General features: G+C 44.9%; 14 protein-coding genes. 6 read left to right on the top strand and 8 right to left on the bottom strand.

Annotated features, from left to right (window positions below; all coding sequences use genetic code 11):
- The first annotated feature begins 542 nt into the window (after positions 1 to 542).
- Both G5B00_RS07115 and G5B00_RS07110 read left to right on the top strand, forming a co-directional pair.
- Positions 543 to 1,322 carry a hypothetical protein gene (locus G5B00_RS07115; RefSeq protein WP_163872657.1) on the top strand — a complete coding sequence of 260 codons (780 nt, stop codon included), beginning with the start codon at positions 543 to 545 and terminating at the stop codon, positions 1,320 to 1,322.
- A gap of 94 nt (positions 1,323 to 1,416) precedes the next feature.
- Positions 1,417 to 1,536 (top strand): helix-turn-helix domain-containing protein, encoded by a 120-nt coding sequence (locus tag G5B00_RS07110; protein ID WP_255453785.1) that lies wholly within the window; start codon positions 1,417 to 1,419, stop codon positions 1,534 to 1,536.
- 56 nt (positions 1,537 to 1,592) lie between these two features.
- On the opposite strand, the gene sprA is transcribed toward G5B00_RS07110, so the two are convergent.
- The 3 genes from sprA to G5B00_RS07095 all read right to left on the bottom strand — a co-directional run bounded on the left by sprA (position 1,593) and on the right by G5B00_RS07095 (position 11,913).
- On the bottom strand, positions 1,593 to 8,441 hold the full coding sequence (gene sprA, locus G5B00_RS07105) for a cell surface protein SprA (protein ID WP_240894416.1): 6,849 nt from the start codon (positions 8,439 to 8,441) through the stop codon (positions 1,593 to 1,595).
- A gap of 493 nt (positions 8,442 to 8,934) precedes the next feature.
- Entirely contained in the window at positions 8,935 to 9,519 is a 585-nt protein-coding gene (gene ruvA, locus G5B00_RS07100) for a Holliday junction branch migration protein RuvA (RefSeq protein WP_163872650.1), read from the bottom strand.
- Positions 9,520 to 9,627: 108 nt separating this feature from the next.
- On the bottom strand, positions 9,628 to 11,913 hold the full coding sequence (locus G5B00_RS07095; RefSeq protein WP_163872647.1) for an NADP-dependent malic enzyme: 2,286 nt from the start codon (positions 11,911 to 11,913) through the stop codon (positions 9,628 to 9,630).
- 152 nt (positions 11,914 to 12,065) lie between these two features.
- On the opposite strand from G5B00_RS07095, the gene G5B00_RS07090 reads away from it, so the two are divergent.
- From G5B00_RS07090 to G5B00_RS07080, 3 genes are all read left to right on the top strand, one after another.
- Positions 12,066 to 13,841, top strand: coding sequence for an aminopeptidase P family protein (locus tag G5B00_RS07090; protein ID WP_163872644.1), 1,776 nt, complete (start codon positions 12,066 to 12,068; stop codon positions 13,839 to 13,841).
- Between the two features lie 538 nt (positions 13,842 to 14,379).
- Positions 14,380 to 15,615 carry a DEAD/DEAH box helicase gene (locus tag G5B00_RS07085; protein WP_410510763.1) on the top strand — a complete coding sequence of 412 codons (1,236 nt, stop codon included), beginning with the start codon at positions 14,380 to 14,382 and terminating at the stop codon, positions 15,613 to 15,615.
- 101 nt (positions 15,616 to 15,716) lie between these two features.
- A complete protein-coding gene (locus tag G5B00_RS07080; protein ID WP_163872641.1) occupies positions 15,717 to 16,409 on the top strand; it encodes a DUF4397 domain-containing protein in 693 nt (230 codons plus the stop codon).
- Positions 16,410 to 16,457: 48 nt separating this feature from the next.
- Here G5B00_RS07080 and G5B00_RS07075 read toward each other — a convergent pair whose 3' ends face one another.
- The 5 genes from G5B00_RS07075 to G5B00_RS07055 form a co-directional block, all read right to left on the bottom strand.
- The gene (locus G5B00_RS07075) at positions 16,458 to 16,907 is read right to left on the bottom strand and encodes a hypothetical protein (RefSeq protein ID WP_205966339.1); all 450 of its coding nucleotides are present in this window, start codon (positions 16,905 to 16,907) and stop codon (positions 16,458 to 16,460) included.
- Positions 16,907 to 17,689: a hypothetical protein gene (locus G5B00_RS07070; protein WP_163872638.1), complete on the bottom strand. Its 783-nt coding sequence runs from the start codon at positions 17,687 to 17,689 to the stop codon at positions 16,907 to 16,909. The genes G5B00_RS07075 and G5B00_RS07070 overlap by 1 nt, the downstream gene beginning before the upstream one ends.
- A gap of 34 nt (positions 17,690 to 17,723) precedes the next feature.
- A complete protein-coding gene (locus G5B00_RS07065; protein ID WP_163872635.1) occupies positions 17,724 to 18,269 on the bottom strand; it encodes an RNA polymerase sigma factor in 546 nt (181 codons plus the stop codon).
- A gap of 6 nt (positions 18,270 to 18,275) precedes the next feature.
- A complete protein-coding gene (locus G5B00_RS07060) occupies positions 18,276 to 19,229 on the bottom strand; it encodes a transketolase family protein (protein ID WP_163872632.1) in 954 nt (317 codons plus the stop codon).
- Between the two features lie 137 nt (positions 19,230 to 19,366).
- Complete coding sequence (locus G5B00_RS07055; RefSeq protein WP_163872629.1) at positions 19,367 to 20,215, bottom strand: transketolase; 849 nt, start codon at positions 20,213 to 20,215, stop codon at positions 19,367 to 19,369.
- Positions 20,216 to 20,634: 419 nt separating this feature from the next.
- On the opposite strand from G5B00_RS07055, the gene G5B00_RS07050 reads away from it, so the two are divergent.
- The gene (locus G5B00_RS07050) at positions 20,635 to 22,242 is read left to right on the top strand and encodes a DUF4139 domain-containing protein (RefSeq protein ID WP_163872626.1); all 1,608 of its coding nucleotides are present in this window, start codon (positions 20,635 to 20,637) and stop codon (positions 22,240 to 22,242) included.
- Positions 22,243 to 22,291: the final 49 nt, after the last annotated feature.

Here is a 22,291-nt window from a genome sequence, read left to right as displayed (position 1 = left end):
AGTGCATCCTACTGCTATTGCCAAAAATTTCGAAGGCGACATTTGAGTGATTGTAAGGATCCTGCTTTAATCTTTTTGCAGGAAAATTTTTGATAAGCAGTACCCAAAAGAACGACCAATGTTGCATCAGTCCCCAACCACGAACACGACCCTGATGCCTGCTTCGCAGTTCGGAATTTGGACAACAAGCCCGTGAAACTCTCGTCTTGCTGGCTTACACTTCGCACAATGCAAGTCTTTTCAGTCCTTGCGTGGGGATTGTGGGTTGGAGGCATTGCAAAAGGCGCTTCGGGAGTGTAGCGTGGCGGTTGGAACAAATTCCGAACAGTCTTGACTTTTGTTAAGCTTTGTGTCAAGACAAAGCTTATCGCCCGGCGCCGGCGATAGAGGCGCAAAAAACTGTTTAAATTAAAAATCCGTTTTTTATGAACCTATTCTCAATGTGGGACACGACACATAAAAGACAACCAGATTCTGATGTAATGATAGGAGTGTCATGTACTTTTTATATCTTAGATCAAGATACCAATTTATAAACGATTATGGACGAGTTGATCAAACAGGTGGTCGCTAAGAAGCTCCGCGCGAGGGGCAAGATCTATAAGCTTAGTGAAAACAGTAGGTTATCTACACAGGACTTTGGTTATGCCAATAAGATTGCGGGTCGGATTTACAGTTTTGTTAAACCTTTGATGAGTAGAGCTGCAGATCGTACGGTCTATCAAAAGATTCTTGCTGTCGTGTTGAAGCTCGTAAGGTCAGACGAAGTGCACGAATTGGGACAATTAAGGATAGGGTATGGCAATATTTTAGCAATCAAAGGGCTGCAATTTAATGCACGGCAGTCGTGGCGGGGGGTTGTGGGGTGGAACACGGAGGTGGTTTGCCATACGGCAGATGCTTCCATAGACATTACTGTACCGGCGACGAGTACTTGGTTGTTCAAACGCTATGATCCACGTGTCAGTAAATTGGCCGTTTGGTATGAGATATGGAAGATCCCATTTGAACTGGATGAGGAACCGGCTAGATTGAGCACCAAAGAATTGTTCTTTACGCCAGGGGAAAAAAGTGATGCCAGGAAGGCCGGTTTTTCTATTGCAGGTTGGGACAATTGTCTGATTGTGGTGGTAGGTGCTGTACAGTCTTACCTTTGGGAGTCAAGTGGACAGGGAGACTTTCTAACGGCAAACAGATCGTTTATGGCCTCCGGAATTATAGAGGTTTTTGGTTTACGGGAGGGCAAACTGCTACAGGATAGAGTGGAAGAGAAGTCAAATTGTCCCCCGCCTGAGCATGACGAAGGGGTGGATTGGGATTGAATAGGTCATATCCTGTAGGTCAATCCACCGATAAAGATCCGTCCAGGTTGTCCGGGCATAAACTGGTGTTTGAAATCCAGGATATTGTCGACAGCTGGAAGAACAAATGTCCATTAGTGAAGTAACCTCCTATGTCGGGTTTTCCCACCAGAATAATTTCAGTATAGCCTTTAAAAAATACTTTGGCTTGCCACCGAGTGAGTTGAAGAATTAAAGCTGTCAGCAACTTTTCCAAAGTTCAAAACTTTGGAAAAGTTTGGACTGTGTAGCCTATTGAAACATAATCCGCAGGTTGATCCCGAAGTAGGTGTACGATGTGGCGTAGTTTTGGGATGTGTAGGGCCTGACCGCATTCGAATTGTAAAATATCCTTAGATTATAGTATTGATTGACTGTGTAATCCAGTGATGGACTGAATGAAATATTCTTGTTTCCTCCGGACACTTCGGCTTGGTCCATATCGGAGCGATACACGGTAGTCTTACGGTCGTTCAGCGAAAAGTCGACTTTAAAATTCATATCGTTCGTCCATTTGCGGTCTTCAAACAATCCGAATGGAAGACGTACATTGGCTTTACGGTAGCCCATTCCCACGACGATCGATTCTTCGGCCATCATAGCCATCTGGCTATTTTGCAGGCTGAGGTTCATATCGCGGGTTCTGCGATATTCCGTCGTGATCGTCATGCTGTTTTGCAATCTCATATCCACTCCGATCAAAGGTACGAAGCGATCCACCAGTGTAATCTGATTGTATTGATTTTTGGGAAGGAAATTGCCGTTTACATCCTTTTCGGTCGGGATATTATTGACCTCCTCGTACCGCAGGACAGAACTGTATCCACCGATGATATATTGGGACTGATAGGAGTGGTTGAGGTCTATCGAAGAAATAAAATCTTCCAACCCCAATAAAGCGCTCAGACCACTAAAGGAAATACGCCAGTTTGGCAAAGGTGCGCGAGGTTGTTTGTTCAAGTTAATGTCCGTGATGTCCTTACCCAGATAGGTCATCAGGAAAGAATTTACCACGACGTCTTGCTGTGTCTTGCCAAAGCCATCGGCAAAGGAAGGTGTCTCCCCTTGTCCTGTTTTGCGACCCAATTCCTGCGATACCAACAAGGCGTTTTCTTCAAATTTGCGGAACAGTTCGTCGCTGTTCTTGAACGACGTACGAATTGCTATTTGGGAGACGGTATAGTTACCCGTCATGAATGGTGTGGTACTTTCTAATTGTCCGGTAGATGGATTAAATTCCATTGTCGCAGAATAATTATAGTTGTCCACACGTGTAGAGGACAGGTTGATTCGCAATCCCTTCAATGGTTCTAGATTGGCCGTGGCCGAGAAGTTTTCGGCATAGGTCTTCGTGTACATATTGGTCTGCATAGGATCTCCGGTGAGCCAGCCATTGTTGGCGGCCTTGGTCAGAATGTCGGCCTGGCTACCAAATATGAACCCCCAGCCGGGAGCTTGTGCATCAAAATCATAGCCTAAGATATTGCTGTGGGGGGTATATCCTGGCAGGAATGTTCCCTCAAGGCGAGTATAGGCGGCATTGACATTGCGTATCGAAGTCAGCAATTGGACAAGAGCGCCCTTGCCGCCTTTAGCATTACGCCCGGAATTCTGACGTATAAAACGGAATTTATTGTACAGTGCTGTAAAGTTCAATGTAGGATTGATCTGTATCGTTCTGTTGTTCAGGATACTATTACCCAAATCAATCTGATCGTTTTGCATGGAGAGTAGCGGCTCGCTCTTCCAATTGAACTGCGTACCGTACCGAGCTGTCACATCCACCCATTCCAGATAAGGGATTTTGTTGATCGGAAGGCTGTACGTGATGTTCATCATGTGGTTGTAGTCCGTCGTACGTCCCATCTTCCAGAAGTTGCTCCATAGCGTATCCCGTTTTATACCATCCAAACGCCCTTCGGGTTCGTCGATGATGGAATAGTTGGTAGCATTGAAGTCCAGTCGCAGAGACTTGGTCAGATCCCAACTGATACCGTAGATACGGCTCATATTGAAATTTTTATTGTAATAGGTTGGTAAAACATTGCTTGTCGCATTGTCCCGGAATGTGTTTTCGTTGTAGATACGGTTGACCTCCATCCTGAAATTGATCAACGAAGGCATCAGATTGAAATTGAAATCTTTGATGATATCCAGATTTTTGGACTTTATTTTTTTGAATGGTTCAAAGAATCTGCTCGAAGGATTGCTGAAGGTATAGTCCAATAAGCCTCTGTAATTTTTTTGTAAGGATGTGGCCGTATTGAAATCCCTGTGATAATATTCGTTGTACGCATAGGATACGCTGAAGTTTTCGATATTCCAAGGCCTCAGCGGGCTTTCATTGTTCATTTTGATCTTACGGATATTGTTGAAGCTGAATCCTTTTCGTGTCGTATAGTCCTGTGCCAAGCGCAATATGGAGTCGCGTTGGCTTGGGCTGGCATGTCGCAAGGCGTCATCCAATTTGATGTCCGGTGCATAGGGGTTGAATTCGGGTGTAGCCGTCTGATTGGAATAATTGAAATAGAAAGGAATGACAATACCATGTCGAGGGTGGAAGAATTTACCCAGTTCGGCATTGGTGGTGATGTCGAAGAACATATTGTCCGAACGTTGTCTCTCACCAATGCGTTGGGACAAAGCACCGAACCCGATCGTCGATCTTGTACCGGATATGGCGACATTGGCAAAGTCGGCTAGCTTGAGGTCCAAACGGGCCGTAGCCGCCCATCCGCCTTTGTCATCGAAATCGGTCAATCGAAGCTCATTGAACCAAAATTCACCGTCCAGATCCAAGCCATCGTCGTTCGGTGTACTGGTCGAAGATCCGCGCAACGGATTGCGCACACCGATCATATAGTACCTCACCTTGGATATATCGGGGGTACCGACGATAGTGATACGGTTGGGGCCATCCCAATGTTCGTAGGGCTCGTCCAAAGGCCAAGGTTGGCCACTGAGGGTCGCATTGTCCCGGGCCAGCTTAGCATCTTGGAAGAGCTGGATACGGATGTTCATACGGTTTTCTTCGGGCCAGATCAAGTCGGGCGAAGAGGTGCCATAAGGCGTGACAGCCAAAGGCATGTCGTATTCGTAGTAGTTGTTTTTGTCGTCTGTACCTACCCGGATAAAAGCTCTGAAATCACCTTTGTTGAGGTTCTCACCCTCGGCGTGTATAAACATTTCCAATCGGCCATAAGCTCTAAAATCATGAGAGGCAGTCTTGAAGGCAGCCCTACCGTAGCCGTCTCTTAGTTTTTTGACATCGAGGCTCATGGATTGCTCGTTCAACTGTACATTGAGGTTGTTGTGCGCGATATCCACTTGTCTGTTGATGCCAGGGGGAACTACATAGGGAATGGGTTCCCGTTTACCGTTTTCTTCGATACTGACATTGGCCACATTGAATTCAGAACCGTCATCGCCTACGACTCCCAGACCGGGATCTGCAATGACTTTGGAAGCATCTCTCTCACTGTTATACTTCCGCCAGTCACCCCGTACGAATTGCAGCTTGCCGAAACGCACGACAGCGGTATCTGCAAAATCGGTCATGAACATACGGATGAAACGGATCGATTTGAAGTCCTGTATATTGCCTTCTTTGCTTTCGAATTGATCCAAAGGGATACGGATTTTGTACCATTTGGTATCCATATACGCACCGTTGACTTCTGCCCGGCTATTCACTTCATCCACAATGAAGTTTTGCCCGACGAGCATGTCTGCAGGACGGATGGAAAGCTTGTATTGGAAGTATTCGTCGACCTCGTTCATTGAGTTGTCCCGGTTGATGTCTTCTCCATCGGGAACCAATGTGCTAGCCGAGTTTTCAACACCGAAATCTTCCAGGGATTGGTTGCGTGTACGGGTGTTGCCCTGTGTACCGTTGTAATATTGGTAACGCTCCAATATACCTACACTACGGTCGAAATGATCTCCCCGAAAGTACACATAGTCATCGGACGAAGGGTCGGCCTGTAGCTTGGCAAAAGCACTTGGATTTAAGATGCCTTGCATTTGGGAAAGGAAGGTATTGTGGAAAGACCGTTCTTCGTCATTGGTCAGTCCGTCCAGACCTATATCCTGGTAAAGTCGGCTGGCATCGCTGTTTTCAAAAGCCTGTACGACCGGTTGGTTTTTGATGACATAGCCCCAGTGTGTCTGATCCACATTGGACTTGTCGCCATTGGGCGACATGCCGTTTTCCAATGATTTCCGACCATCTTTGAGGATATCTTCTGAAATATTGCCCAGGTTGATGTAGATATCTCCACCGGCTTTGCCTGGATTGGTCAGTTGGGGATCCATCATCCACATTTCGAGAAACTCAATGTTCTGGGCTTCAAAATCGGTCTGGTCTATCTTGCGGAACATACCACCCCAGCGTGATTCGGGGTTTTGGAGTGTTCCGTCCGGATTGATACCTGTTGTGGTATAGTTATATTGACCACGTAGCATTGGATAATAGGCTAGATCCAAAGTCGGCAGGAAGGCATCGCCTCCGGTCTTGATCTCTTTGAAGGGGAAGATTTCCTTTTCGGTTACCCTTCGGGTTCTATGGTCGCGGAGAAATTTGCTGTCGACACGTGGATTGAGGTCATTGTTGTAGTAAAAGATAGGGTCTATGTTGTAGAAAGCCAGATGGGCACGGTTGTAGCCGTATGCCAGGTTGTCGTTCAATTGTGACTCAGGAAATATCTTTGGTGTACCCGATATCTGCCAGTTTTGAAAACCCTTGATGTCAATATAGGATACGCTGTTTTCAAAGTTGTCTATATAGGTGGTTCCCGTTGTACTGTTGGCCGTGTTGAGCCCTCTGGGATGTCCGGGGATCAGCTGTGCAAATTCGCCGTAGAAGCTGATGTGCGACTCTTCTTTGGTACTGAGGAATGGCAGCTTGTCTACCATACGTGTCAGCCAGCGTGAAGGTGCATTGTACGTGATGTCTGCCCCAAGCATGGTATTGGATATAGGCTCTTGCCCGATAAGGACTTTTTCCGACAAAGGTTTTTCGGTCAGATTCATGACCGTAGCACCAAGGAATAGATTCTTATTGACCGTATAGTCAAAACGTCCCCCTATCAGTGATTTTTGCTGTAGACCGTACAAGGTATCGTCTTCTATCGACACCGTGATCGGTTGTCCGGACATGACGAGTGCGGGATTGAGGATACGCAGGTTGCCCAGCATGTAATCGACCGTATAGTCTGTACCTTCCTGTAGGAGCATGCCTCCAGCCATGACCTTGACCGAGCCCGGCCTGGGATTGATGACACCCAGCTGAAATTCGGTGCCGGCCTCCGAACTGTACCTTCCTTTGAGCCTATACCTGTTCTTATTCGGGAATTTTTGTTGGGCATCCATTTGTGTCTCGCTGTACAGCTCGGGGAAGGTATATTTGTCTACCAACGCATTTTCGCCGGGGGCAAATTGATTGGCAAGGTCTTCTCCGAGAGGTTCGACAACTGGAAAGATGAGCTTGCCCCGCTGTGGTTCTATGGTCAGTTCGGGCAGAAAGTCGAATAGACCGTCCGCTCCGGCAGCTTGATTTTGTGTTATCCTATCGAGACCGGTCAGTTGTAGCCAACTCTTGTCTGCTGTCTGCGCTCCCTCATACAGCATAGGCCGTTCGGTGCCTGTTTCATCTTCTGTCCGGTACACCTGTAGAAAGAAATTGTTGTCCGAGATATTGGTGGCACTGAGGGAGTAGATGTTTTTCATCATCAGTTTCCAAAGAGGGAACACGTCTCCTGTTGCTGTTTTGGTCTTGATCGTTTCATTTTTCAACAACTTGGTGTACAAAAGCTTTGGCTCCGACGGTGTGACTGGAATATCAGTGCTAAATTCACCCACTTGATATTCTTTACCGTTGGCAATGTACCGATAGGATACGGCAAGAACTTGGTCCTGATATAAGGGATACACCAACGAGATATAGCCCAATCTCCTATTGACGGTGTAATCCCTGCCTTCGACAAGCTTACGCGCGTAGGTCAGCTTGGCATAATGATCATTTGGGCTACCATCTGCCCCGAAAAAGGTCGATACAAACTGACCATTGGGTTCTCTTCCCTGTTGGCCTAACTGCACGAGTAGGTCATTGGAGTAGTTTGGTGCCAATTCGCCGGGAATACCGGTTGAGGGCATTTGTGACGAACCCGGTGCAATTGACGTATAGTAGGGATTGTATTCGCCCAGATCCATCAAAGCAAGTACGTCGCGGGCATCTTCGTAAGAGTTGGACCGATTGCTCATCCATACCTCGATCTGCGTGATGTTTATTGGACTATTGATAATGGGTGCCATAGCCAAGGCCTGGTTATAGTGGTCCCTAAAATACTGTGCGAGGAAAAAGTGTTGGTTGGCCTCGTAATTGTCCAGTTCTATGCTAAACTCACTCTCACGGGAGCCATTGGTAATGGTGATCTGCTTTTGGTCGGACCGTTGCTGTGAGAGCAAGCCCGTGAACATGAGCTTGCCAAACTGCAGTTGGGTCTTGATACCGAAAAGGGATTCCGAACCCTGTATCAAGGTGGAATTAAGTGCCATATTGACATTTCCGACCTCGATACGCTTGATGATATCGTCGTCTTTGCCTACATAGTCAAAGCGGATCTGGTTTTCAAACCCGAATTGGGCTTGCGTATTGAAATTAGCATTGAGACGAACGTTTTCCCCGATCTTGCCCACCATGCTGAGGTTGATGTTTTGGTCAAAGTCAAATCCCCATTGTTTCCGTTGTCTTTCGTTGAATAAGGGGTTTTCGTTGGTGTTATATTGCCCCATTAGCGTGATGTCAGCCGACCCGCGTGGGTTGATGTCGATGGTATTTCCCCCGAATATTTTTTCGAAGGTAGGGCTATTGACTTCAATCACGGGAAATAATCTTCTTCTTCGCTCTTCTGCCAACTCTTTTTCAGCTAGCTGCTCCCAATAATTTTTTTGTGTCCTTTTGAACTCAAAATCTCTGTACTCATCGAGGGACATATACAGTGGAGGCCTATACATCTTGGATCCCAATTTTTCCCTTATGATATATTGTTTTGTTTCCGGATCAAAGGTGATTTCGCGATCTATATTTGTAGGAGGCGACAAGGTGAAGGGTGTGTATGTCTTCGGAAGATGTAGAAAAGGGTAGTCTTTAAAGTTGTATCGCAGCTTCAATGAGTCTCTTGTTGCCGTGCTTTGGCCTTCTGTTTGCTGCGCAAATACAGATAGGCTTGCATAGCAAATACATAAGAGGCTAAGGAATATGAGGCCTAGATTTTTCAACAATATTTTAGACTAATAGTTGCTTAAAATTAAATTCGTTTGCGAAACTTTTGCAAATATCTGTCATTTTATGTAATAAAACAAAAGTAGGGAACAAACTAAAGCGTCAAAAAATGTTAATTTTTTTGGTTAGTACATGATATTTTTCAAATTATAGATAATATAGGGTATATGTGGTACGCCTGTCTATCGGTAGGTATGCGCTTACTTTTGAATAAAGTATTTTATACATAAAGCACAAGCATCGCTACGCTCGGTTCGTGCACTAATAAGAGCTTGTATCAATTGGGTAGGGATTGAATCCTTGTGCTACGTATTACAGTTTTTTTAATGCGCTTTTGATCAATGCTTCTACAGAAAGGTTGTTTTCGGTCTGTACGATGCTGGATAATACTTTCTCCACCTGGTTCTTTTGAAAGCCAAGCATAATCAATGCAGAAAGAGCTTCTTCCGGTACGCTTTGTTTTGAAATGGATATGGGCAATAGGGTGTCTTCCCCCTGTTTTTTGAGTTTATCTTGTAATTCTAGGATGACTCTTTGGGCAGTTTTAGGACCTATTCCCTTTATTTTTTGGATGAGGGCAACCTGTCCATTGACAATGGCAGATTGTATTTCTTCGGGGGTACTGGACGAGAGCATCATGCGCCCGGTATTGGGACCTATCCCAGAGACCGAAATGAGGTGATTGAACAAGTGGCGTTCGCCTTCGGTGGCAAAACCAAACAAGGTATGAGAGTCTTCACGTACCTGAAAAGAGATATACAGTTTGCAGGTTTCCTGCTCTTTGATCTGCGCAAATGTAGTTAGCGATATATGGATATGATATCCAATACCCCCCACGTCAAGAATGACGTGAGTAGGGGTTTTGGATACGAGTTTACCGTTAAAATAGTCGTACATATTACGAAGTCAAAAGTAAAAATCAAAAAAATGTCAGGCAATAGGCTTAAGCTATATGCGGTAAGCATTGGGCTTACCACCGATGGCTTAAATCCTACAGCCTATTACTTACGCAGATGTTGTTTCACGCGATTGTGCATCGACCACGGCGATGGTGACCATATTGACAATCTCACGTACGGAACTGTCCAGCTGAAGGACATGTACAGGCTTGTCCATGCCAATCAAAATAGGGCCAACGGCTTCGGCGTTACCAACTTCTTGCAATAGTTTGTAGGCTATGTTTCCAGACTCAAGATTTGGAAAGATAAGTGTGTTAGCTGCTTCTCCTTTTAATGTGCTGAATGGGAAATTGCTCTCCAAAAGATCCTTATTTAGTGCAAAGTTGGCTTGAAGTTCACCGTCGACCGTAATTTCAGGATAGTCACGATGCAGGATTTTTACAGCTTCACGTACTTTGATCGCTGTGGTGCCATCGTTTGACCCGAAGTTTGAATAAGATAACATCGCAATCCTTGGTGTAATGTTGAATCTGCGTACATGATTCTCGATCAATACTGTGATTTCTGCTAGTTCTTGTGCTGTAGGGTCTGTATTGACGGTCGTATCGGCCAGAAAGAGCGGGCCTTTTGCCGTCAACATCAGATACATTCCCGCTAGACGACTGCCTTCTTTTGCTCCGATGACCTGCAATGCAGGACGGATAGCAGAAGCGTAATTTCTGGTCAATCCGGAGATCAACGCATCTGCATCTCCAAATTCAACCATGCTGGCGGCAAAGTAGTTGCGGTTGGTCATCAGCTTGATAGCATCATATTTTGACACACCGCGTCGTTGTCTCATTTTATATAAGTGTTCGGCGTATTGTTCGAAGCGGGCTGACTTCCTTTCTTCCAATGGATCGATGATCTGTACATTCTGCAGTTCGAAAGCATATTCCGTGATAAGGTTGGAAATTTTCTCTTTATTGCCCAAGAGGATAGGGATAGCGATACCTTCCTCTTTGACGATTTGTGCTGCTCTTAATGTTTTATAATTATCTGCTTCTGCAAATACCACACGTTTGGGGTTGTTCTTGGCTATGGCTGTAAGGTGACGGATGATTCCATCGTCTTTGCCCAATCTTTTCCGCAACTCTTCCTGATAGGCTCCCCAATCGGAGATGGTTTTGCGTGCTATACCGGACTCGATGGCAGCCTTAGCGACAGCTATAGATACTTCTGTAATCAGTCGGGGGTCTGTGGGTTTCGGAATGACATATTCGGGCCCGAAGTGTAGGTTGTTCGCATTGTAGGCCTGGTTGACTTCTTCGGGAACGCTTTGTTTGGCCAGATTGGCAATGGCACGTACTGCGGCGATTTTCATTTCTTCGTTGATCGCTGTAGCTCGTACGTCCAGGGCTCCTCTGAATATGTAAGGGAAGCCCAGTACATTATTGACCTGATTGGGATAATCCGAACGACCTGTCCCCATGATGATGTCGTCGCGTGTGGCTACGGCAAGATCATAGGCTATTTCTGGGTTAGGATTGGCCATGGCCAATACGATAGGTCGTGGAGCCATACTTTTGAGCATTTCGGAAGTCAGTACATCTGCTTTGGAAAGCCCGATAAAGACATCGGCGTCCTTGACGGCATCGGCCAACGTATATATGTCACGACCGGTTGCCCATTCGGCCTTCGTAGGATCTAGACTTTCTCGGTCGTTACGAATCACGCCTTTGCTGTCGAGCATGACGATATTCTCTCTGGAAGCTCCTACGGCTACATACATGGCTGTACAGGAAATAGCTGCAGCTCCGGCTCCGTTGACGACAATTTTCACATCTGCAATGTTTTTGCCTTGTAGTTCGCAAGCGTTGATCAGTGCTGCGCCTGAGATGATGGCTGTGCCGTGCTGGTCGTCGTGCATGACAGGGATATTCATCTCGGCCTTAAGACGGCGTTCGATTTCGAAGCATTCGGGGGCTTTGATATCTTCCAGATTGATTCCTCCGAAAGTAGGCTCCATTGCCTTGACGATATTGATAAATTCGTCTACATTTTTGGTGTCCAATTCGATGTCGAAGACGTCGATGTCGGCGAATATCTTGAATAGAAGGCCTTTTCCTTCCATCACAGGTTTTCCGGCTTGTGCACCGATATCTCCAAGGCCCAGTACCGCTGTACCGTTGCTGATGACAGCGACTAAGTTTCCTTTGGCGGTATATTTGTAAGCATCTTCGTTATTTTCAGCGATAGCCAAACAAGGCTCGGCTACACCTGGCGAATAGGCTAGTGTAAGATCACGTTGAGAGTTATAAGGTTTTGTGGGAACGACTGCAATTTTACCGGGACGGCCCTTGGCATGATACTCCAAGGCATCCTTTTTTCTATTGTTGCTGCTGGTACTCATATTAAATGTCTATTTCAAAATTATGCCTACAAATGTATTACTCCTTTATAGAATAAAGAAATTTTGGGATGTTTTATTTTTTTTGGAAAGGATAGTACAGGTGTAAACCTAATATTTCACTAACTTGCATTGTTTTTCAAGTAATAAGATTTATGTCACATAGAGAAAGATTGTCTGCGATACGGAGACTTATGGAAGAGCAGGGGATAGATGCCTATATCATTCCATCTTCTGATCCACATATCAGTGAATACCTGCCCGAACGGTACAAATGTATTGCTTGGGTCTCCGGTTTTACAGGTTCGGCAGGTACATTGGTCATTACGGCCGATTTTGCAGGCCTGTGGACGGATGCGCGGTATTTTGTGCAGGCCAATGAGCAGCTCCGGGATACAGGTTTTGAGTTGGTGAAATTGAAGACGCAGGGAGCAGCCGAATATGCGGAATGGCTAGGCGAGAAGCTTAAACCTGGAAGTAAGGTTGCTTTTGACGGCAATCTGGCTTCGTTATTGGTTGCACAGACAGTTAAAGATAAGTTGGAGTCTTTGGATATCCAAGTAGATGGTCATGTAGACCTGCTGTCGCCGATATGGCAAGACCGTCCCGAACTGCCTCAAGTGAAAGCGTATCTGCTGGATGAGGAGACGACAGGGCAAAGTCCTTCTGCTAAGTTGGAAGCGGTACGAACTACCATGCGAAAAAAACGTGCAGAAGGACATTTTATATCTTCTCTGGACGATTTGGCTTGGCTGCTCAATATCCGGGGACAGGATGTGCCTTGCAATCCTGTCGTATTGGGATTTGTCTACCTTTCCCAAGTGGAAGCCATTTTGTTTATCGATCGATCCAAACTCGACCAAGAGGCAGTGGAAGAACTAAGGTATACAGGTGTGTCCGTTCGATCGTATGAGGAGGCTTTTGATTTTGTAAAGGGGCTGAACATAGATTCTATTTTGATTGACCCAAAACGTACCTGTTTTGCCATCTATGATAGTATTCCGGATACAGTCTCTATCGTCGAAGATATCAACCCTTCTACCTGTTTGAAAGCTATCAAAAATGAAGTGGAAATCGCACACATCCGAGAGACCATGATCAATGACGGTGTGGCGATGACCAGATTTTTCAAGTGGCTGGAAGAAAATCTAGGCAAGGAAGAAATGTCTGAGCTTTCCATCGCCAGCAAGTTGAGAGGGTTCCGGGAAGAGCAACCGGGATTTGTGGACGTTAGTTTCACGACAATAGCCGGCTATCTGGATCATGGTGCTTTACCACACTATTCGGCTACGGAGGAAAGCGATTACACTTTAAAACCATCCGGTTTGTTATTGGTCGATTCGGGAGGACAGTATAGGACCGGAACGACAGACATTACGCGTGTGGTATCCTTGGGCGATATTACTGCGGAAGAAAAAATCGATTACACGATTGTACTGAAAGGTATGATCGAAGGTAGCCAAGCTATCTATCCCAAAGGCTCTAAGGGATATCAAATTGATGCTATTACCCGAAGACCAATGTGGGCGGCTTTGCGCAATTATGGCCATGGAACCGGACATGGTGTTGGCTTCTTTCTGAATGTACATGAAGGACCGCATGTGTTCAACCCATCTAATGTGGATATTGCTATCGAAGAGGGCATGATTACCTCTATTGAACCGGGACTGTATCGAGAAGGAAAATATGGTATCCGTATCGAAAATCTGGTGTTGTCCAAAAAGCACGATAGCTCGATCTTTGGCGATTTCATGGATTTCGAGACGTTGACCATCTGTTACATCGATACGAGTCTGATCGAACCATCTCTGTTGGATTCCTCCCATATCGAATGGATGAACAAGTATAATCAATGGGTGTATGATCAATTGTCACCTAGACTGACCATAGCGGAAGCGGCGTGGCTGGCACATAAAACACAAGCGATCTGATAGATATAAATCAAAGAAGCTGCCCTTACGGACAGCTTCTTTTTTATGCTTCTTTCTATTGGTATCCTGTTTTTTCCGTTTCTATGTTTCTTTTGTTGAACAAACCCTATGCTTGTTCTCTTCGGACACCTTCGGAAGCTTTATCATTGATCGTCAGACTGCTCTCACAGCCTTCCATTTTTGTGCTTCTTTATTATTAAAACGTCTATAGTGCATATATATTGTGTAGGCGTGTAAATTTTTTTCAAAAAAAGTGGAATCCATAAAAAAACGCCCATAGCGGGGAGCTACAGGCGTTTCTAACTAACCAATTATTAACCTAAAATTATGAATACACAAAGGTTGTTATTTTTCATGGAAATATAAGAAAGAGAAGGGTTTTTTTAACGATTTTTAACGGATATGGAGAATATAGCTTTATATAGGCTCCTTCTCTACAAAATCATGACAAATAGCATATACGGTAATATAATTTGTGGATACGTTTGCGATATGGTAAAAAAAGTAGTATATTTCGTTGAATTTTAGAAAGAATACATTGGATTTTAATGCATTTGGCTTTGGTCCGGCCTTAGAAGATGGACTAGATAGCATGGGGTACGTATCCGCAACCCCTATACAAGAAGAGACCATACCGGTCATTTTACAGAACAGGGATTTGATTGCCTGTGCACAAACAGGAACAGGAAAGACAGCAGCCTATCTGCTGCCTATCTTACACAAGATAGCACAAGACCCGCATGAGCGTGTCAATACGATCATTATTGTACCGACACGAGAACTTGCCTTGCAGATCGACCAACAGATTATGGGCTTGGGCTATTTTACCGGAGCGACTTCTATAGCCGTATATGGAGGGGGTGATGGTATGGGTTATGAACAGCAGAAAAGAGCTATCCGTGATGGAGCAAATATTATTGTAGCTACTCCGGGACGTCTGCTGAGCCATCTGTCGTCGGGCAAATTTGATTTCAGCCACTTGCAGCATCTGGTGTTGGACGAGGCCGACAATATGTTAGATATGGGCTTTCACGATGATATCTTACGCATCATCAGTTATCTACCCAAGAAAAGACAAAGCTTATTGTTTTCGGCCACCATGCCCCCACGCATACGTGCGTTGGCCAAGCGTATATTGCACGATCCGGTAGAGATCAATATCGCTATCTCCAAACCTTCAGAGGGCATAGATCAGCATGCGTATCTGGTGTACGATGGGCAGAAAAATGCTTTGATAAAAACCCTGTTACGGGATCCGAAGTATCATACGGCTATTGTTTTTGCTTCCAAGAAAGATACGGTCAAGACACTGGCGCGTGAACTTTCCAGAAGTGGGATACCTGTCGAAGGTTTTCATTCCGATCTGGATCAATCCCAACGAGAGGATATTATGGGACGTTTTCGTGCCAAACAGGTAAAGGTCTTGATCGGTACGGATGTAATCTCTCGAGGTATAGATGTCGTCGGCATTAGTCTGGTTGTCAATTACGATGTGCCGCCCGATCCAGAAGATTATGTACATCGCGTAGGTCGCACAGCTCGTGCCGCAACGACAGGTACGGCTATTACTTTTGTCAACGATAAGGATCAAAACCGTTTTGCACGGATAGAGGGCCTGATCGGCTATGAAATCCCCAAAGTGTCCCTGCCCGAAGGCTTTGAAAGTGGACCTGCTTACACGCCTGGACGAAAGGACGACCGTAAGAAGAAGCCTTTTCGCAAAAAGAAAAAGCCGTTTAGAAAGCCAAATGCTTCATCTAGCGATAAGGTATAGTATAGGCCTCCGAGGCACACGAAAGGATTTCCTTCCTCTCCCTTTGTAGCGATTGTGATCCGAAATACGTACTCATAGTACATTATAGGAAATTGAAGAAAATGAGATATATTATTGTCCTTTTTTCGATAACAAGTTTGCTTTTTCTCCATGGTTGTTCAAAGTTCGATGATCTGGAGAAGCAGATGGATGCATCGGTAGATATGTCGGCTTTGGCGGTATTCAATATGGTACCCAACTCGACTGCTATGGAAATCTCTCTGGGGGAGTCAAAAATCAATAAAGTCAATGAACGGCTTGCATTTGGAGACTATCTAAGCTATCGAACACAGTTTTCGGGTAAGAAAACAATCCGGATAGTCAGTGGCAAGGATACCTACGAAGGCCTCGTGGATTTGCTTCCTCAACGTTTCTATAGCATATTTGTCAATAAGGAGGGGGGTAAACTTACGGTTGTACAGTCTGAAGATGATATGATCCTGCCTGCAAAAGGAAATGCCAAGATCCGTGTGGCTCATATGAGTTCCGATGCGGCATCATTTACTTTTGGCGAAGGGGGAAATCAGTTGCTCAACAATATCAAGTATAAAGATGTCACAGGTTTTAAAGAGATCAAGTCATCCGAAAGACAGACCTTATTGGTCGTAAAACCAACCACAGCGGTAGGAAATACCCGCTCGTTAGAACAAGTCTTTATACCTAAAGACCAGGGAATCTATACATTATTGATAAAAGGCTATGTGAATGCGAGCAACGAGACTGAAGAAATCAGTATGCAGCTTGTCAAGCATTAATCTTTGGCTTGAAGTGAAGTGTTTAAAACCTCAAGCCAAAAATTAAAATTATCTTCCCCGGTCTTTATTTCTCCGGTTCTGCAACTCGCTTCGCAACAGATCATTGAAGTCTTCGACGACTTGAAAAAACTGAGAGGCTCTGGACGGACCGACGACCTGTGCAAATTGGGTTCTGTATTTTTTCTTGATATCAACTTCTTTGGCATCAAAAGCAATCACGTCACGTTTGCCACCGCTGAAGGAATTGGCTCCTTGAGGGGCCGAAGCTGCGCCTCTCTTTGCTCTTTTGAGCTCCCACATTTCTTCGTTATACTTGTTGTATATCGGAAAGAATTTCTGTGCCTCGGTAGGGGTGAGCTTCAATTCTTTGGTGATATATGCCATTTTTTCGCTTTCTATAGCCTTGAATCTCTCCTGTTTGTCCTGTTGGGCATAGGAGACCATACAGCACAAAACCATGGCGCAAACGGTCATTATAATATGTTTCAATCGTAACATTATAACATATAATTTAAATATTCTTCAATCTCTTTGTCGTTGAGCCTTTGCTTTATATCAAAAGAAGTGTTGTCAAACATTTCTTCGTCATCCACATAAGAGGCTAATTCAATAAGCTCCACGCCGTCTGTCTCTTGTGCCAGGTACTGGACAATATCTTCCTTGCTGAGTCCATGGAGAGAAGCTTGTGTATGATCCTCCGGAAGAGACTGCGGATCTGTTCTGTCCAGATACCAATAAGAGCCTATGCCTAGTAGGATGGCTACAGCAGCTACCGATGCTTGATATATCCAATTTTTCCTAGGGGCCATCTGTATGACCGGCGTGTCCGGACGTTTTTCTTCTTGAACAGACGGTGCCCCCGTCACTTTATCCATGATCTTGGAAGAAAGTGACTCAAAGTAACCGGTAGGTATTTCAAAACCTTCTTTTCTTTCAGAGGTGGCTATATGCTGTTCCAAAGCGACCGAAGCTTTGATCTTGTCGGTCAACTCTTCAAAATATCCCTGTGGAACCTGATAGCCTTCTGTCTGAACGTTGTCCTTTAGATTTTGTTCAAACAGTCTGTTTTGCACCCGTTCTTCCAACTGGATAAAGTAATCCTGCGGAACGGTAAAACCGGCATCTGAAACCTGTTGCTTTAACTTCTGTTCAGCTATTTCGGCCAGAACATTATTGGTTAAATGATCGAAGTACCCTTGAGGGACACCAAAAGGGTTAACACGCAAATAATCAGGTAGATTGTTGCCTCCTATTTCATTGTATGTGTTTTCTTCTTTCATCGTGTAGTTATAGATGCATTAAGCGCTCAAAGGTTTAATCATGCGTATTAAAAAAATGCTCGATTTTTTTGACGGCCAAATGGTACGAGGCTTTGAGTGCACCGACACTCGTTCCGAGGATATCGGAGATCTCTTCGTACTTGAGGTTTTCAAAGTATTTCATATTAAAGACCAGGCGTTGTTTTTCCGGTAAAGTCAATAAAGCCTGTTGCAGTTTCAACTGGGCTTTATCGCCATTGAAATACTGCCCATCGGCCAATGTTTCAGATAGGTAGGAAGAGTTGTCATCGTCCAACGAAACACTTTGTTTTTGTTTTTTCTTGTTCAGGAAGGTAATGCATTCGTTGGTGGCTATGCGATATAGCCAAGTGTACAACTGCGAGTCTTCTCTGAATTTTTCCAGATTACGCCATACTTTGACAAATATATCCTGGGTCACGTCGTCTGCATCGTCATGGTCGATGACCATGCGTCTGACGTGCCAATATACTTTTTGTTGGTATTTTTTAAGCAAAAGACCAAAGGCTTCTTCGCGAGTACGCTCATCCGCAAATTTGGATATGATTAGCGCGTCTTCCATTCGAGTTTATTTTCTGCTGATGACTTTGCGCGCTGCAGCGACTATATTTGAAGATGTTAATCCGTATTTTTCCATCAATTGGGCCGGTGTGCCGGACTCACCAAAGCTGTCATTGACGGCTACGTATTCTTGTGGTGTAGGTAGCTTTTGGGCCAATACCTGTGCGACGCTATCTCCCAAGCCTCCGAGACGATTGTGTTCTTCGGCTGTCACCACGCAACCTGTTTTTCGGACAGAGGCCAGTATGGCTTCTTCGTCCAATGGCTTGATGGTGTGGATATTAATTATTTCGGCATCGATGCCCAATTTTTCCAATTCTTCACCTGCTTGAATAGCTTCCCATACCAGATGGCCTGTAGCGATAATGGTCACGTCCTTGCCTTCATTCAACAAGACAGCCTTACCGATTTCGAAAGTCTGGTCAGCAGGGGTAAAGTTGGGTACTACAGGACGACCGAAACGTAAATAAACAGGGCCTTCGTATTGAGCTGCTGCGATAGTAGCGGCTTTGGTTTGGTTGAAGTCACAGGGATTGATGACGACCATTCCGGGCAACATTTTCATCAAGCCGATATCTTCCAATGTCTGGTGGGTAGCGCCGTCCTCGCCCAAAGTAAGGCCGGCATGCGAAGCGGCGATCTTGACGTTTTTGTGCGAATAGGCGATAGATTGTCTGACTTGATCGTAAACACGAGCTGTAGAGAATTCAGCAAATGTACCTGTAAAAGGTATTTTGCCGCCAATGGTCAAGCCTGCTGCAATGCCCATCATATTGGCCTCGGCAATACCGATCTGGAAGAAACGCTCCGGAAATTCCTTGATGAAGGCATCCATTTTGAGTGACCCAATCAGGTCGGCACATAAGGCGACTACATTCTCGTTCATTTTGCCGGCTTCCAGCAAACCTACGCCGAAGCCCGAACGTGTATCTTTAGATTCTGTGTATGTGTATTTTTTCATGTATTGTTAAGTGTTTAGATGTTAGTAGTTAGTATTTAGATATCAGTATTTAGAAAAAAAATGAAATCTATTATCTTATATCTAACATCTAATGTCTAATATCTTTTATCTAACATCTAATGTCTAAAAATCTACTATTAATAATCTCCCAAAGTTTCTGTTAACTGATTCAATGCCGAGGCAAGTTGTTCGTCATTTGGGGCCACGCCATGCCATTTGTGTGTACCCATCATGAAATCAACGCCATTGCCCATTTCGGTGTGTAGCAGGATGACAACAGGACGACCGTTTCCGGTACGGGATTTGGCTTCTTCCAAACCAGCGATTACTGTAGACATATCATTTCCATTGGTTACTTCAACGACTTCCCAGCCAAAAGCTTCCCATTTTGCCTTGAGATTTCCGAGGGAGAGGACACTATTGGTTGGACCGTCGATCTGTGCACCATTGTAGTCCACAGCAGCAATTAGGTTGTCTACTTTATTATGCGGAGCATAGAGTGCAGCTTCCCAAATCTGTCCTTCTTGCAATTCACCGTCACCCATCAACACGTACACCAGACGGTCGTCATTGTTGAGCTTTTTGGCTTGCGCGGCACCTATGGCAATGGATAGCCCCTGTCCGAGTGAACCCGAAGCGATACGTATGCCAGGTAGTCCTTCGTGTGTGGTAGGGTGTCCTTGCAGACGTGAGTCGATCTTGCGGAAAGTCGTCAACTCACTGACGGGAAAATATCCTGCACGGGCCAATGTACTGTAAAACACAGGCGAGATGTGTCCGTTGGAGAGGAAAAATAAATCTTCGCCTTTGCCATCCATGTTGAAAGATGGGTCGTGTTTCATCATATGGAAATACAAGGCCACGAAATAATCGGTACAACCTAATGATCCTCCAGGGTGTCCGGACTTGCAAGCATGTACCATACGTACGATATCACGCCTTACTTGGGATGCAATCTGCTCTAGTTTGTTTATATCTGCACTCATTTTGATTGGTTTATTCTCATTTTCGCGGGTAAAGTTAATTAATTTTAATGGTTTAAGCGATTAAAATTGCTTATAAAAGCCAAAAATATCAGTTCGATTATTAAGAGCCTGTTTAAAATTTTAACGAAATTTTTATTATGCTGATTTGAAGTTGTCTTTGCTATATTTTAATGCTCTTTTGAGCCTATTTTTTACTTCCTGTTTTGGATTTAGCCCGCTAAATCTGCAAACACGAAGCAAAAAATCCATCTCAAAATAGCTATAAAAATATGTAGCAATAAAATTTAAACAGGCTCTAAGGCTTTTAAACCACAACTTGTTCTGTTTCTGACAGGATAGGGATATGGTTTTTTGCTTTTTTAGGTCAAAATTTTATGATTACCAAAAAACTCTTTACATTTAGGTATAAAATTCCATATATGAAATATATCTGTTTTTTGATGCTGTCCATGATGGTATGGAGTGTTCGTGCGCAGACAATCGTCAGTACGACAGCCGAGGTAAAAGAAGTGACCGTCTTTGCGAGTGGGGCTGAAGTGAGCAACACGACCAAGGTCAACCTGCCCAAAGGGAGTGTGAAATTGGTCATACAGAATGTGGCCAGCGACGTGGATGTAAAGAGTGTACAGCTTGCCGGTCCGGACGGATTGACCGTACTTTCTATTACACCTGAGAAAAATGCTGATGTAGAAATCACAAACCCTGCCCATCGTCGGCTTAAGGATAGCTTGGATGTAGCTCAGGCACGTCGGGAACTGTTGGCAAACAGGCAGACTGCGGCACAGGGAGCATTAAAAATATTGAATAATGATCAGCTGCTTGGAGGTGGTGGTAAGGTAGATCTTGGCGATCTGTCCAAGTTGGTCGATTACTATCAGTCAAAAGCAGTGGAATTGCATGGTTCGATAGCCAAATTGAGCAAGGATATTGCCGCAGAAGACAAGGTTATCGCCCGACTGCGTGAACAGATGCGTGCTTATGCAGGAGATGGAGGGCAGTTGACGGTACAATTGGTGTCTTCCAAGCCCGTGCAAGGTGAATTGGCTTTCAGCTATATGACCTATTCCGCCCATTGGCAGGCTTACTATGACTTGCGTGCCAAATCGATATTGAGCCCTTTGCAGATCCTTTACAAAGCCCGCGTGACCCAAAATTCGGGTGTAGACTGGAAAAATGTGAAGCTCGTGCTGTCTACAGGCAATCCCTCGCAGTCGGGTACAGCGCCTGTATTGTCACCTAGCTACGCGACGGTTGTCTATCCACAAAGTGGGATTATGATACGAGGTGCCGCGCAACAAAATGTCTTACAGAACAGGGTGCAAAGCATCGGTACTCGGGCACCGATGCAGGAGGAAGTGGCTGCGGCAGATGTGGCTACCAAAGCCCTGGAAACTCCACAGACCACCGTTAATGAAAATCAATTGAGTGCCACGTTTGACATAGAGGTGCCCTACGATATCGTGTCAAACGGACAACCGCATAGTGTAACACTCAAGGAATATGACCATCCGGCATTGTTCAAATATTATGCAGTACCAAAATTGGATAAGGATGCTTTTCTGTTAGCGGAGATAAAAGATTTCGAAAAGCTGAATCTAGTGCCGGGGGAGGCAAATATTATCTTTGAAAATATGTTTGTCGGCCAATCGTATATCAACCCGGTCATCACCATGGATACACTCAATCTTAGTATGGGCAGGGACAAAGCTATATCCATCAAACGGGAGCGTATCCTGGATGCAAAGAGTACACAAGTGAGTGGAAGCTCAAAAAGACAAACGTACACCTACGAAATACGTGTGCGCAACAACAAGTCGAGCACGGTCAATATGCTGCTCAAAGATCAATACCCTATTGCTACGGACAAGTCTATCGAAATCGAACTGACCAACGATGGGGGAGCGGCTGTCAACAAGGAGACAGGGATATTGACCTGGACATTGTCCATCAAGCCGGGGGAGACACAGACATACCGTTTCACATTCAACGTGAAACACCCGAAGGATCGGAATGTGGTGATCAACTAGTAGAGAGGTTGCATCCCGTCAAAGCCGGGACACGGTGCAACGTCTCTAT

The organism is Parapedobacter sp. SGR-10 (assembly GCF_011030405.1).
Classification (GTDB): domain Bacteria; phylum Bacteroidota; class Bacteroidia; order Sphingobacteriales; family Sphingobacteriaceae; genus Sphingobacterium.
Note: the sequence above shows the minus strand (reverse complement) of the source record. Positions and strands in the feature narration are given on the sequence as shown.

Bases quoted from the DNA above. Each gene is read 5' to 3' on its own strand.
- G5B00_RS07115 (WP_163872657.1), top strand. From the start codon at position 543: ATGGACGAGTTGATCAAACAGGTGGTCGCTAAGAAGCTCCGCGCGAGG.
- ruvA (WP_163872650.1), bottom strand. From the start codon at position 9,519: ATGTACGACTATTTTAACGGTAAACTCGTATCCAAAACCCCTACTCAC.
- G5B00_RS07095 (WP_163872647.1), bottom strand. From the start codon at position 11,913: ATGAGTACCAGCAGCAACAATAGAAAAAAGGATGCCTTGGAGTATCAT.
- G5B00_RS07090 (WP_163872644.1), top strand. From the start codon at position 12,066: ATGTCACATAGAGAAAGATTGTCTGCGATACGGAGACTTATGGAAGAG.
- G5B00_RS07080 (WP_163872641.1), top strand. From the start codon at position 15,717: ATGAGATATATTATTGTCCTTTTTTCGATAACAAGTTTGCTTTTTCTC.
- G5B00_RS07075 (WP_205966339.1), bottom strand. From the start codon at position 16,907: ATGTTACGATTGAAACATATTATAATGACCGTTTGCGCCATGGTTTTG.
- G5B00_RS07070 (WP_163872638.1), bottom strand. From the start codon at position 17,689: ATGAAAGAAGAAAACACATACAATGAAATAGGAGGCAACAATCTACCT.
- G5B00_RS07065 (WP_163872635.1), bottom strand. From the start codon at position 18,269: ATGGAAGACGCGCTAATCATATCCAAATTTGCGGATGAGCGTACTCGC.
- G5B00_RS07060 (WP_163872632.1), bottom strand. From the start codon at position 19,229: ATGAAAAAATACACATACACAGAATCTAAAGATACACGTTCGGGCTTC.
- G5B00_RS07055 (WP_163872629.1), bottom strand. From the start codon at position 20,215: ATGAGTGCAGATATAAACAAACTAGAGCAGATTGCATCCCAAGTAAGG.
- G5B00_RS07050 (WP_163872626.1), top strand. From the start codon at position 20,635: ATGAAATATATCTGTTTTTTGATGCTGTCCATGATGGTATGGAGTGTT.